The organism is Bacillus sp. FMQ74, assembly GCF_001875785.1.
In the GTDB taxonomy this organism is placed as follows: domain Bacteria; phylum Bacillota; class Bacilli; order Bacillales; family Bacillaceae; genus Bacillus; species Bacillus stercoris.
The window spans coordinates 170858-184260 of the sequence record NZ_MOEO01000005.1 but is presented as its reverse complement, the minus strand read 5'-3'; the positions used below and the strand labels follow the sequence as shown (position 1 = coordinate 184260).

The window sequence follows — 13403 nt, the reverse complement described above, 5'->3', positions numbered from 1 at the left end:
CTAGAATAGGGAGGGAATGGATATGGAGATACATACATATGAAAAAGAATTTTTTGATCTTTTAAAAAGAATCTCACATTACAGCGAAGCAGTTGCGTTAATGCACTGGGACTCCAGAACAGGCGCGCCGAAAAACGGCTCAGAGGACCGTGCCGAAAGTATCGGCCAGCTTTCAACAGATATATTCAATATCCAAACATCAGATCGAATGAAGGAGCTTATCGATGTCCTGTATGAACGATTTGATGACTTGTCGGAAGATACGAAAAAAGCAGTGGAACTGGCGAAAAAAGAGTATGAAGAGAATAAGAAAATCCCTGAGGCTGAATACAAAGAATACGTGATTCTGTGTTCAAAGGCAGAAACAGCATGGGAGGAAGCGAAGGGAAAATCTGATTTCAGCTTGTTTTCTCCTTATTTAGAACAGCTGATTAAATTCAATAAACGTTTTATTACGTACTGGGGATATCAAGAGCATCCTTATGATGCATTGCTTGATTTGTTTGAGCCCGGTGTTACGGTAAAGGTGCTTGATCAGCTGTTTGCTGAGCTGAAGGAAGCGATTATCCCTCTTGTTAAACAGGTGACAGCTTCCGGAAATAAACCAGATACAAGCTTTATTACAAAAGCGTTCCCGAAAGAAAAGCAAAAAGAGCTCAGTCTGTATTTTTTACAGGAGCTTGGCTATGATTTTGATGGCGGAAGGCTTGATGAAACCGTTCATCCGTTTGCAACTACGATGAACCGGGGAGACGTTCGGGTCACGACGAGATATGATGAAAAAGATTTCCGGACGGCGATCTTTGGCACCATTCATGAGTGCGGGCACGCGATATACGAGCAAAATATTGATGAAGCACTGAGCGGCACGAACTTGTCAGACGGTGCATCAATGGGAATTCATGAATCTCAATCATTATTTTACGAGAATTTTATCGGCCGCAACAAGCATTTTTGGACACCATACTATAAGAAAATTCAAGAGGCATCACCTGAACAGTTCAGGGATATCTCCCTGGATGATTTTGTCCTGGCAATCAATGAATCAAAACCTTCATTTATCAGGGTCGAAGCGGATGAATTGACGTATCCTCTTCATATCATCATCCGTTATGAAATTGAAAAAGCGATTTTCAGCAATGAAGTGTCTGTAGAAGAACTGCCGTCGCTTTGGAATCAAAAATACCAGGATTATTTAGGGATTACACCACAGACGGATGCAGAGGGGATTTTACAGGACGTCCATTGGGCAGGAGGAGATTTCGGCTACTTCCCATCTTATGCGCTCGGCTACATGTATGCGGCTCAGCTGAAACATAAAATGCTTGAGGATCTCCCTGAATTTGACGCTCTCTTAGAAAGAGGAGAATTTCATCCGATAAAGCAATGGCTGACGGAAAAGGTGCACATTCATGGAAAACGGAAAAAGCCGTTAGACATTATTAAAGATGCGACAGGAGAAGAACTGAATGTTCGCTATTTAATTGACTATTTATCAACCAAATATTCAAGTCTCTATTTGGCATAATCAAAGCCTGGCGGCGCGGCCGTCAGGCTTTTTTATAATCGGGTTCCTTTCAAATACGAATGATATCTAAAAAAAAGAAAATAAAGTTCGGAAATTTTTATTTTCAGCCTATGCAAAAGATTAGAATCTTGATATAATTTATTACAATATCATAGGAACACTCATATAATCGCGTGGATATGGCACGCAAGTTTCTACCGGGCACCGTAAATGTTCCGACTATGGGTGAGCAATGGAACCGCATATGTACGGTTTTTTGTTATATCAGCATTGCTTGCTCTTTATTTGAGCGGGCAATGCTTTTTTTATTCTCATAACGGAGGTAAGACTGGATGGAAGCACTGAAAAGGAAAATAGAGGAAGAAGGCGTCGTATTATCAGATCAAGTATTGAAAGTGGATTCTTTTTTGAATCACCAAATTGATCCGCTGCTTATGCAGAAAATTGGTGACGAATTTGCGTCCAGGTTTGCACAAGACGGTATTACCAAAATTGTGACAATCGAATCATCAGGAATCGCTCCCGCTGTAATGACAGGCTTGAAGCTGGGTGTACCGGTTGTCTTCGCGAGAAAGCATCAATCATTAACACTCACCGACAACCTGCTGACATCGTCAGTTTATTCCTTTACAAAGCAAATAGAAAGCCAAATCGCAGTGTCTGGGACCCACCTGTCGGATCAGGACCATGTGCTGATTATCGATGATTTTTTGGCAAATGGACAGGCAGCGCACGGGCTCGCGTCAATTGTGAAGCAAGCGGGCGCTTCTATTGCAGGAATTGGCATTGTTATTGAAAAGTCATTTCAGCCGGGAAGAGATGAACTTGTAAAGCTGGGCTACCGAGTGGAATCTTTGGCAAGAATTCGGTCTTTAGAAGAAGGGAAAGTGTCCTTCGTACAGGAGGTTCATTCATGAAAAATGGATTCGGCAAAACGCTGTCATTAGGGATTCAGCATGTTCTCGCCATGTATGCCGGTGCCATTGTCGTTCCTCTGATTGTCGGAAACGCAATGGGACTGACTGTCGAACAGCTGACCTACTTAGTATCGATTGATATTTTTATGTGCGGTGTGGCTACACTTCTGCAAGTATGGAGCAACCGATTTTTCGGGATCGGACTCCCGGTAGTGCTTGGCTGTACATTTACAGCTGTATCGCCGATGATTGCGATTGGATCTGAATACGGGGTTTCAACGGTTTACGGAAGCATTATCGCTTCAGGCGTTCTTGTCATTCTTATTTCATTTTTCTTTGGAAAGCTCGTCTCGTTTTTTCCGCCGGTTGTGACAGGCTCTGTTGTTACGATTATCGGTATTACATTGATGCCGGTTGCCATGAATAACATGGCAGGCGGAGAAGGAAGTGCAGATTTCGGAGATCTCTCCAACCTCGCCCTTGCTTTTATCGTTTTGAGTATCATTGTGCTTCTATACCGTTTTACAAAAGGCTTTATCAAGTCCGTCTCGATTTTGATCGGTATTTTGATTGGCACCTCCATCGCTTATTTTATGGGGAAAGTTCAATTTGATAATGTGACGGACGCGGCAGTTGTTCAAATGATTCAGCCATTTTACTTCGGAGCGCCGTCTTTTCATGCAGCACCTATCATTACGATGTCCATCGTTGCAATTGTCAGTCTTGTGGAGTCTACTGGTGTTTACTTCGCCTTAGGTGACCTGACAAACCGCCATTTGACAGAGAAAGATTTGTCTAAAGGCTATCGCGCCGAAGGACTGGCTGTGCTTCTGGGCGGTATTTTTAATGCTTTTCCTTACACGGCATTCTCTCAAAATGTCGGGCTTGTTCAGCTCACAGGAATTAAAAAAAATGCTGTCATTGTAGTCACAGGTGTGATCTTAATGGCATTTGGGCTGTTTCCAAAGATCGCTGCTTTCACGACGATTATTCCATCTGCTGTTTTGGGCGGTGCAATGGTGGCGATGTTTGGAATGGTGATCGCTTACGGAATTAAAATGCTTAGCCGCATTGATTTTGCGAAACAGGAAAATCTGCTGATTGTTGCCTGCTCAGTGGGTTTGGGACTCGGTGTGACCGTTGTGCCGGATATTTTCCAACAGCTTCCGAGTGCCTTAAAGCTTCTTACAACGAATGGCATTGTGGCGGGCAGCTTCACTGCAGTTGTCTTAAATATTGTATATAACGTATTTTCTAAAGCTAAAAACACAGAACAAGAAGCTGACCTTACGGAACAAAAAACAGCAGTCTAACTCCGCCGCGGCGGAGTTTTTTTGCATATAAAAAAGATCGTTGCGGCACAATGTATGCAAAGAGGTGATCGCATGGCGTTTATTTTATCCATTGGAACAAGTCTTCCTGTATATGATGTAAATCAAGAGAAAGCGGCTGAGTTCGCCCGCTATATGTTTCAGCATTCCTTTAAGGATATAGACCGGCTGTTATCCGCCTTTAAAAACGGGCAAATCCATTCGAGACAGTTTGTTAAGCCGATTGAATGGTATAAAGAGGAGCACAGCTTTGAAGAAAAAAATCAAATATACATCGAAGAAACACTTAAGCACAGCAGGGAGGCTGTTCGTGAGTGCCTCTCTCATCCGGATTTTTTTCAAGAAGCCATTCCTTATGAGAAAGTGGAAGCGGTTTTTTTCGTCTCCAGCACAGGTCTTTCCACACCGAGTATCGAGGCGCGGCTTATGAATGAACTTCCGTTTTCTCCATATACGAAGCGAATTCCGATTTGGGGCTTAGGCTGTGCAGGAGGGGCCAGCGGACTTGCGCGCGCAGCCGAATACTGCAAAGCGTATCCTGAGGCTTTTGTGCTTGTCATTGCTGCTGAGCTGTGCAGCCTGACATTTCAGCCGGAAGATAAAACGAAAAGCAATCTGATCGGCACCTCGCTATTTGGTGACGGCGTTGCCGCAGCATTATTATGCGGAGAAAAGGCAGACCGCAGGGTGTCAAAACTGAAGCTTGCCCCGAAGATAATAGACTCCCAATCTGTTTTGATGAAACAATCAGAAGATGTCATGGGCTGGGACTTTACCGATCAAGGATTCAAAGTCATTTTCTCACGAGACATACCAACTTTGGTAGAAAAATGGCTCAAAACAAATGTACAGATTTTTTTGGACAAGCATCAGCTGTCATTCCGTGATATCAGTGTTTTTTTGGCGCATCCAGGCGGTAAAAAAGTGATCGACGCTTACATCAAAAGTCTTGGGCTGTCGTCAGAAAAGCTTTCATCAGCGCAAAGCATATTGCGAAAGCACGGAAATATGTCTTCAGCCACAATCTTGTATGTGGTCAAAGACCATCTGCAGAACGGAAATAAAAAGGAAGCTGAACGAGGACTGATTGGCGCATTAGGGCCGGGTTTCTCATCAGAGCTGCTATTATTCAGCTGGGAAAAGGGGGCTTGACTCATGTTTTGGTTGTTGATCGCCATTCTCATTGTTCAAAGAGCAGCAGAAATGGCAGTGGCCAGACAAAATGAACAAAAGGTAAAGAAACAAGGAGCAATTGAATTTGGCGAGAGTCACTATCCGTATATCATCACGATGCATATCCTTTTCTTTATGTGTTTAATTGCTGAAGTGCTGCTGATGAATAAACAGCCGTCAAGCTGGTGGGGCGGTATAGTTGCAGTTATTTTAATTGTACAGGCAGTGCGATATTGGGCACTTTGTTCCTTAGGAGCATATTGGAATACGAAAATCCTTGTTGTTCCAGGTGCGGAGCTTGTAAAAAAAGGTCCATATAAATGGATGAAACATCCAAACTATGCCGTTGTTATACTCGAAATTTTGCTGATTCCGCTGCTTTATCAAGCGTATGTCACCATGTGTCTGTTTTCCATTTTCAATGCCGTGTTGTTAACCGTCAGAATTCGAGCAGAAGACAAGGCATTACAGGAATACAGTGTAAAAAGCGATTGAAAATCATTCTCACTCATGTTAAAATGAATTTGAAAAAGATTCTCAATCAGGATGGTGAATCAAATGACAATGCTGTTTTTGCTTGGAGCGGTTTGTACATATAGTGTATTAATTGGTTTTGTATTAAAAGGAATCTCTAATAAATCTGTTTGATGAATCTGGAACTTGTAAAAGTTGCAGATTTTCTTTTATAGAGGCTGCCGTAATGGCGGCTTTTTTCTATTCTCCTAAAGAAATTTGGTTTATTCTTGTGTAAAATGAAAAGGGAATGAATTCAGATCTTTCGAAAAAGGTTCACAATTGAAACGGCACAAAGGGGTTCAGACTTATGACAGAACATAACAGAAACGAGCTTTTGCACAAAACTGGGAAACTTTATCAGCAATTTATTGAGAATCAAGATGAACTAAGGGCTGCTAAACTGGCTGCGGTCATGAAAAAAGCGGCAGATGAAGAGGTTTATATCGCGTTTACGGGGCATTATTCAGCGGGGAAATCATCACTTCTGAACTGCCTGTTAATGGAGAATATTTTGCCGACAAGCCCGATCCCGACAAGCGCTAACCTTGTTGTGATCAGAAACGGGGAAAAGCGAGTTCGGCTTCATACAACAGACGGAGCGTGTGCTGAGCTGGAAGGGGCTTACCAAAAAGACAAGGTACAGCAATATTGCAAAGACGGTGAACAGATTGAAAGCGTCGAAATTTTTGACAGGTATACTGAGATCGATTCCGGGGTTGCGTATATTGATACTCCAGGGATAGATTCAACAGATGATGCGCACTTTCTATCGGCTGCTTCTATTCTTCACCAGGCGGATGCGCTGTTTTACGTCGTTCACTATAATCACGTGCACGCTGAGGAAAATGTAAAGTTTCTCAGATCAATAAAAGAAAGCATTCCGAATGTGTATTTTATCGTCAATCAAATTGACCGCCATGATGAGGCGGAGACGAAATTTGGAGACTATAAAGCGCAGGTAGAGGAGATGCTTTGTAATGAAGGGATTTCAAAGGAAGCACTCTATTTTACGTCAGTAACAGAACCGGATCACCCGTTCAATCAGATTGGGGCTCTGAGAAAAGAGTTAAAAAGAATAGAAAAGCAATCAAAAAACAATTTGCAGGCTTTAACCGAACAAAAGATCCGTAATCTGCTGAAGGAACATACGGAAATGCTGAAGAAAGACGAAATGGACGGACCGTGTTTCGCTGAACAGCTTAACATCCAAACTGGACTGGTCCAATCGCTGCGTGATCAATTGGATGAGGCTGCAAATCAAGCGGCTGAGGCAGAGAAGAGGATGCAGGAAGAAATCAATCGTATTTTAAAAAACGCCAACCTGACGCCTTTTGAAATGCGTGAATTGGCGGCTGCATTTTTAGAGTCACAAGAGCCTTCTTTTAAAACCGGCTTTTTCTTTTCGAAAGCGAAAACTGCACAAGAAAGAGATAAAAGGCGGAATGTTTTTTTCTCTGATGTGACAAAACGAACAGAGGCCGAAGCAGATTGGCACATAATAGACACGCTCCATAAACTCGCCAAAGCATTTGATGTCCATAGCGCTGAAAGTGAAAAGCTGATTCAGTCCTATCGCACTCCGCTTGATATAAGCATCGTTGAACGCGCGGTCAAGCAAGGTGCAGCCTTTTCTTCTGAATATGTATTGCAATATACAAAAGACTTGGCAGAGCTCGTTCGGAAAGAGGCGAAAAGAGAGGCCGCAGACATCATAAAGGTACTCTCCGCTATGGTGAAAGAGCGGGTTTCCAAAGACGTGCAAACGATTAACGACAGGCTCGTCCAAGAATCAGAACAACTTGTCCTTCTTCAAAAACAGGCTCGTTTAGAGAATCATGCCCGCGAGAAAACCAATTGCCTGTGGGCCATTTGGGAAGAAGAGTCCGAATGCCCGATGCATATAGACACAGAATGGTTTAAATTGAAGAAAAAAAGAGTGGCGGCTCCAGAACAGAAACAAGGCCGAGGGCAGCTGGCGGAGCAGCCGATGCCGAATCCAAAAATCAAAATAGAACAAGAACTGCCGCTTCAAGACCAAATCAAACGCTGTTACACTTTGTCTGATCTTTTAGGCGAAAGCAGCATGTTGTCAAAGCATATTTCAGCGTTTCGTGAAAGGGTTAAACGGCTTGAGGAACGGAAATTTACACTTGCTCTTTTTGGAGGCTTCAGTTCGGGGAAATCATCATTTGCCAATGCGCTTGTCGGCGAAAGAGTGTTGCCATCCTCACCAACGCCAACCACAGCGACAATTAACAAAATCACAAAGCCAATCAATGGCAGCCTAAACAAAACAGCGGATGTAGTATTTAAGACGGAGGATGACATAACGGCTGAAATTTTGCAGCTCACCGGAATATCAAAAGAACCGGCAGGCCGTTCCTTCACAGAGAAGTGGGAAAAGGCAGTCAAAAAAAACAGGCTGCAGGAAGAGCACGTGAAATTGATCAGCAATTTTCTGCTTGCATACGAGAAGTATCAGCAGTATATACAGGAACAGAAGAAATTAACGATTCCGCTCTCTGAATTAAAGCCGTATGTAGCAGAGGAGACAACGGCCTGTGCTGTGAAAGAGGTAACGGTCTACTATACATGCCCGCTCACTGAAAAAGGAATTACAATTGTTGATACACCCGGCGCGAGCAGCATGAATAAACGGCATACAGAGCTGGCATTCCAGTATATCAAAGATGCCGATGCATTTTTTTATATGACCTATTATCAACACTCCTTTTCAAAAGGAGATCGTTCATTTTTACGGAAGCTCGGACTTGTGAAAGAATCGCTCAGCATGGATAAAATGTTTTTCGTTATTAATGCCGCAGACCTTGCAAAAGATAAAACAGAGCTTGAAACAGTGACCGAATATGTCAGCGCGGAGCTTGTAAAAGAAGGGGTTTATGAGCCGCAGCTCTTTACCGTTTCAAGTAAGGAGGAGCTGCTGGGAAAACCGGAATCATTTTATAATCAGTTCCCGAAAGTAAGAAAACACTTAGACCGATTTATCGAAGTGGACGTAAAAAAAGCGTCAGCTGCACAGCTCAGTCTGGAAGCAGACAAACTATGCGAAACTGTTTTCCAGCTTCACAAATCCCAGCATCAGTCCATAGAAGAGAAGGAAGCGCAGAAACAGCGTCTTATGCTGTCATTTGAGCAGGCAGCGGCCGATATCGAGAGACGGAGGAATTCAGAAACCATCATTGAGAAAGTGAAAAAAGATACAAGAGAGCAGCTTTATCACATTACACAGCGATTATCATATTTTGCAAATGATTTATTAAAATCGGCATTTCATCCCGGGCTGCAAAACGGGGATTGGAAAAAGAATGTGAGTAAGGCGATGACAACAGCCTTGCATGAATACCAGTTTGAATATATTCAGGAAATTAAAACGCTTGATGTTCGGATGAGCGGTTTTATCGAACGGCATATCACAGAAGAATGGCTGGATAACTTTCAAAAAACATTAAACGCTGACGGTTATTTTTCCGTTTATGCGGGTGATCAGCATTTGAGCGGCATACAGCTAAAGGAAGTTGAACCAGAAATGGAAGAACGTGTTTTTGAAAAGGAACTAAAAGAGGTCAAATCACCGAAGCAGTTTTTTGAGCAGAAAGGAAAAGCGGCCTTTATCGAAGCTGTACGGATGAAACTTACGAAAATCACAGAGGCATGGATAAAAAATGAAGAAGAGAGCCTGATCTCTCATTATACAGCTCACCTCAGACGCTTACAGGAAGATATGGCTGAAAAGGCAATCGCGCAAATAACGGATCAAAAAGAGACGTATTTCAGAGGATATGCAGAAGGAGAACATGCGAAAGAGATTGAAATGGCGTACCAAGCGTGCATCTCCTGGAAAAATTCAGACAATACAATAAAAATGTAAAATTCAGTTGGCTTGTATTTCAAGTCATGATAGACTAAATAGAAAAAAGCGAGATGAACGATTAATGTCAGAGGTACATAAAGCAATTTCAGCACATTCATCAAAACAGCACGAGCATATCAAAGCATTTATGCGTCTTGAAAATATGCGTGAAATGGCCATTGAAGCAGCTGTTGCTAAATGCAAAAACGATGAGCCTTTTACTACAGACGTTATTAATGACATCACCGAGCAAATGAATCAGCTCGCTAAAAAAGGCATCGTCCCGACAAGACGGCTTGTATCAAAAGAAATGGTCAGAGAATACGTAAGCCGCGTGTAAGCTGGATGATCCTGCCGCGATTGAATCTCCTGCCGGATGCACATACTATGGGCATCCGACGTAAGGGGGGATTCATGTTGGGCAGAACAAAGCTGGGAAACAGAAATGCACAGGCGAATAACAATGCCAAAAAGAAAAACGGATTTCAAACCCATTTTGACTCTTACGCAGGACGCGAAGCTGAGAAGCTGATCGCCAGCAACAAAAGACACAACGACTGATGATACCCAAACAGTATCTCTTTATTAGAGATACTGTTTTTTATTTTGGGCCGCTTTATGATAAAATAGAAGGAATGAAAGAAAAGGGAGTTATCAGATGAATAATAATAAACTATTGCTGGTTGACGGCATGGCTCTTTTATTTCGGGCTTTTTTTGCTACGGCCGTACATCGCAACTTTATGATAAATGACAGCGGGGTGCCGACGAACGGTGTCAACGGCTTTTTAAAGCATTTGATTACAGCCGTGGAAACATTCCAGCCGACACACGTCGTCTGCTGCTGGGACATGGGGAGCAAAACGTATCGAAATGACTTGTTTCAAGATTATAAGGCAAACCGCAGCGCACCGCCTGTGGAACTGATTCCGCAGTTTGATTTGGCAAAGGAAGCAGCCGCTGAGCTTGGGATCATGAATATTGGTTTTGCCGGTTATGAAGCAGATGATTGTATTGGAACCCTTGCCAATTTATTTGCAAATGAAGCGGACATTACAATCGTAACAGGGGACAGAGACTTACTCCAGCTGCTAACGGATAAAGTAAGCGTTGCTCTGCTTCAAAAAGGAATCGGAAATTATAAAGTCTATACAAAAGAGACTTTTTATGAAGAAACAGGGGTAATGCCGAAAGCTTTGATTGATATTAAAGCGCTTATGGGTGATTCCAGCGATAACTATCCCGGCGTCAAAGGGATTGGAGAAAAAACAGCCTACAAACTGATTCGTGAATATGAAACGATTGACCGTTTATTGGAAAATATTGGTCTTCTTCCAAAGGGTCAGCAGGGAAAAATTCAGCAAGGTTTAAGTGATTTGGAGATGTCGAGGAAACTTGCGGAAATTCATTGCTCTGTGCCGCTGGTCTGCACACTGAAAGACGCTTTATTTACTTTGCAAATGGAGCAGGCGGCTCAAATGCTTCGCCGCCACCAAATCAAAGGAATTGAGCGCATGCTTGAAAAGCTGAACGCTAGAGAGATCATATAGACCTTCTCTAGCGTTTTGTATTGCTTTTTTTTGCCCTTTCCTCAAGCTCTGTTTTAGGGTCATTATGTGTATTGCCTTCCAGGTCGCCTTGCGGAGTAACACCGCCGGTCAGCCGGCCTTTATCTTTCTTTTTCATGTTAGTTCACCTCGCCATTAGGATGAACCAATGACTAAGATTTAATTCTTTTCATTCAGCCGAATCGCTTCTTTTGCCAGAAGATCGGCTCTTTGGTTTTGCTTGCCCGGTATCCATTTGATGAAAAAAAGAGGGAAGTCTGCTTTTAAGCGGGTGATTTCCTCTACAAACGGCTGAAACGTTTTATTTTTAACCATTTCAAGCTCAGCGGCGCGCTCCACAATATCTGAATCCGTTCGAAAGGAAACCGATTGATACCCGCGCGTTGCGCATAGCTTCATCCCTTCAATTAATGCTAGGAATTCCGCTTCCTGGTTTGTATGCACTCCGATTGGAATAGAGAAAGATTCTGCTTCTCCCTCATGTTTGATAAAAATGCCGATACCGGAAGGCCCGGGATTGCCGGCGCTTGCGCCGTCTACATATATTTCTGTAGGCATTATGAACTCCTTTCATCATTAGGTATCATTTTTTTGGCTGCATAAGCATAAGGCAATGAAATTAAAGATACCGCAAACTTAATCAAATATGTAGAAATAAAAATATGAAGCCAAACGTCTGCCGGATAAATGCCGAAAAAAGCGACAGCAGTGAATATGAATGTATCAAACAACTGGCTGACTGCTGTACTGCCGCCGTTTCTGAGCCATAAAAGCCGATCAGAAGGAAATATCCTTCTAATTGCCGAATATACATAAACATCCAGCGTTTGGCTGAAGATAAAGGCAAGCAGACTTCCTAACGCAACTCGCGGAAGGAATCCGAAAATCGTTTCCAGCGCTGTTTGTGATATGTCGCTGGAAGCCGGTTCGAAAAGCAGCACGCCCTGCATGACAACTGTCAGTGTCAGGAGAGTTGAGAATCCGAGCCATACCGCTTTTCTGGCTTCAGCCGGTCCGTATTTTTCATTCAGCACATCTGTCGCAAAAAAGATTGTGCCATACATCACATTCCCGAGTGTCGCTGTTAAGCCAAACAGTTCCACTGTTTTGACGACTTGGAGGTTGGCGCAGACTGTCGCAAAACCGATCCAAACAAACAGTCCCATTTTGCCAAATCCTTTATAAAATAAAAGAACAATGATAAAATGAATGATCGCAAAAAAGATCCAAAACGAATTATTAAACAAGATGAAAAAGCTTCCTTTCCGGGGTAAGATTGGTTTGATTATAGCATAAGCCCGGCAACTAATGAATGGTAAGGTGATCGTAATGAAGCTCAGACCGCATTTAAAAATAGAAGCAAAAGGAACGGGGGCCGTCTCATTTTTCAGCGAAGACTGGCTGACAGCACAGCAGGCACGTATGCTCGCCAGAGAGCTTGGACGTTTTCCATACATGAAAGAGCTAGAGTTCGAAGACGAGAAAGGCGGCAGCTGGACGCTGAAGGAATTGGAAAAGCTGACCGAGGAGCTTGCTCAAGAGCCTGATAACATCACTGTTTATTTTGATGGCAGTTTCGATAAGGAGAGCGAACTTGCGGGTCTAGGGATTGTCATCTATTATTCGTTGGGAGGAGTCCGGCATCGTTTGAGAAAAAATAAAAGCTTCCGGCTAAAAACCAATAATGAAGCTGAATACGCGGCACTTTATGAAGCAATAAGAGAAGTAAGAGAGCTTGGGGCAAGCAGAAATTCAATTACGATCAAAGGAGACTCGCTTGTTGTACTGAATCAGCTTGACGGCAGCTGGCCTTGCTATGATCCATCTCATAATGAATGGCTGGACAAAATAGAAGCCCTCCTTGAATCACTGAAGCTTACTCCAACCTACGAAACGATTCAACGGAAAGACAACCAGGAAGCTGACGGCCTCGCTAAAAAAATTCTATCCCATCAATTCGTAGAAAGCCACACGAAATTAGACCGTAACGGAGATGACGATATTGGATAAGAAAATGATCTTTAAAGAACTGACAGAACTGCACGATGAATATTGCAAAGACTGTTTTATTAAGAAGCAATTTCGCAAAGAATTTGGCAAAACTTATGCACATTCATTTTGTATCAATAAATGTACGGTTGGAGAAAAACTGAAAGCATACGGAGATGTTTTAACCAATCACTAAAAATAAAAACCGCAGAAGCTGCGGTTTTTATTCTTTGAATTCATCGAGCTGATGCTCACTGTCATCCAGCAGCTGCTGTTGCTGCTTTACAAATTCAGGATCGTCGAGAGCTGCCAGCTCTTCAGAGTGTGACAGTTCTCTAGCATCTTCAATGGCTTGGTATGCTGAGTCGACTAATGTTTTGCTTTGTCCTCTCGTCGCGGCTCCTGTTGTTTTCTGCGCTGTTTCCACTGCTAGTTCCAGCTGCCGCTTATCCGTAAAGCCAGTCTGATCCTCATTATGGAATTTTGAAGTCAACAAAAACACCTCCGCAAT

General features: G+C 42.9%; 16 protein-coding genes and 1 riboswitch. Of the genes, 12 read left to right on the top strand and 4 right to left on the bottom strand.

The features are described 5' to 3' along the window. Window positions 1-22 precede the first annotated feature (22 nt). From ypwA to exnP, 10 genes are all read left to right on the top strand, one after another. Window positions 23-1528, top strand: a complete 1506-nt coding sequence (gene ypwA / locus BLL41_RS11815) for a carboxypeptidase (RefSeq protein ID WP_071577993.1) — start codon at window positions 23-25, stop codon at window positions 1526-1528. Window positions 1529-1669: 141 nt separating this feature from the next. Beyond that, window positions 1670-1770, top strand: a riboswitch (purine riboswitch). A 90-nt stretch (window positions 1771-1860) separates the two neighbouring features. Further along, window positions 1861-2445 (top strand): xanthine phosphoribosyltransferase, encoded by a 585-nt coding sequence (gene xpt / locus BLL41_RS11810; RefSeq protein ID WP_071577992.1) that lies wholly within the window; start codon window positions 1861-1863, stop codon window positions 2443-2445. Continuing rightward, on the top strand, window positions 2442-3758 hold the full coding sequence (pbuX, locus tag BLL41_RS11805) for a xanthine permease PbuX (protein ID WP_071577991.1): 1317 nt from the start codon (window positions 2442-2444) through the stop codon (window positions 3756-3758). Before xpt ends, pbuX begins: the two co-directional genes overlap by 4 nt. Before the next feature lie 72 nt (window positions 3759-3830). Then, window positions 3831-4928, top strand: a complete 1098-nt coding sequence (gene bpsA / locus BLL41_RS11800; RefSeq protein WP_256252437.1) for a type III polyketide synthase BpsA — start codon at window positions 3831-3833, stop codon at window positions 4926-4928. Window positions 4929-4931: 3 nt separating this feature from the next. After that, entirely contained in the window at window positions 4932-5444 is a 513-nt protein-coding gene (gene bpsB, locus BLL41_RS11795; protein WP_071577990.1) for an alkylpyrone methyltransferase, read from the top strand. 63 nt (window positions 5445-5507) lie between these two features. Further along, complete coding sequence (gene fbpC / locus BLL41_RS11790) at window positions 5508-5597, top strand: Fur-regulated basic protein FbpC (RefSeq protein ID WP_100069434.1); 90 nt, start codon at window positions 5508-5510, stop codon at window positions 5595-5597. Between the two features lie 175 nt (window positions 5598-5772). Further along, complete coding sequence (gene dynA, locus BLL41_RS11785; protein WP_071577988.1) at window positions 5773-9354, top strand: dynamin GTPase; 3582 nt, start codon at window positions 5773-5775, stop codon at window positions 9352-9354. A 64-nt stretch (window positions 9355-9418) separates the two neighbouring features. After that, window positions 9419-9676: a YpbS family protein gene (locus BLL41_RS11780; RefSeq protein WP_071577987.1), complete on the top strand. Its 258-nt coding sequence runs from the start codon at window positions 9419-9421 to the stop codon at window positions 9674-9676. A 74-nt stretch (window positions 9677-9750) separates the two neighbouring features. Further along, on the top strand, window positions 9751-9897 hold the full coding sequence (locus BLL41_RS11775) for a hypothetical protein (RefSeq protein WP_003230761.1): 147 nt from the start codon (window positions 9751-9753) through the stop codon (window positions 9895-9897). 97 nt (window positions 9898-9994) lie between these two features. Beyond that, complete coding sequence (gene exnP, locus BLL41_RS11770) at window positions 9995-10885, top strand: 5'-3' exonuclease ExnP (protein WP_071577986.1); 891 nt, start codon at window positions 9995-9997, stop codon at window positions 10883-10885. 7 nt (window positions 10886-10892) lie between these two features. Here exnP and sspL read toward each other — a convergent pair whose 3' ends face one another. The 3 genes from sspL to BLL41_RS11755 are packed head-to-tail and all read right to left on the bottom strand — an operon-like array spanning window position 10893 to window position 12150. Beyond that, complete coding sequence (gene sspL, locus BLL41_RS11765) at window positions 10893-11021, bottom strand: small, acid-soluble spore protein L (RefSeq protein WP_003218255.1); 129 nt, start codon at window positions 11019-11021, stop codon at window positions 10893-10895. 41 nt (window positions 11022-11062) lie between these two features. After that, on the bottom strand, window positions 11063-11461 hold the full coding sequence (locus BLL41_RS11760) for a reverse transcriptase-like protein (protein WP_071577985.1): 399 nt from the start codon (window positions 11459-11461) through the stop codon (window positions 11063-11065). Beyond that, a complete protein-coding gene (locus BLL41_RS11755) occupies window positions 11461-12150 on the bottom strand; it encodes a queuosine precursor transporter (protein ID WP_071577984.1) in 690 nt (229 codons plus the stop codon). Before BLL41_RS11755 ends, BLL41_RS11760 begins: the two co-directional genes overlap by 1 nt. An 82-nt stretch (window positions 12151-12232) precedes the next feature. On the opposite strand from BLL41_RS11755, the gene BLL41_RS11750 reads away from it, so the two are divergent. Further along, window positions 12233-12913, top strand: a complete 681-nt coding sequence (locus BLL41_RS11750; RefSeq protein WP_071577983.1) for a ribonuclease H family protein — start codon at window positions 12233-12235, stop codon at window positions 12911-12913. Further along, a complete protein-coding gene (locus BLL41_RS11745) occupies window positions 12906-13088 on the top strand; it encodes a zinc-finger domain-containing protein (RefSeq protein ID WP_004397944.1) in 183 nt (60 codons plus the stop codon). The genes BLL41_RS11750 and BLL41_RS11745 overlap by 8 nt, the downstream gene beginning before the upstream one ends. A gap of 27 nt (window positions 13089-13115) precedes the next feature. On the opposite strand, the gene BLL41_RS11740 is transcribed toward BLL41_RS11745, so the two are convergent. Continuing rightward, complete coding sequence (locus tag BLL41_RS11740; RefSeq protein WP_040082832.1) at window positions 13116-13385, bottom strand: DUF2564 family protein; 270 nt, start codon at window positions 13383-13385, stop codon at window positions 13116-13118. Window positions 13386-13403 lie beyond the last annotated feature (18 nt).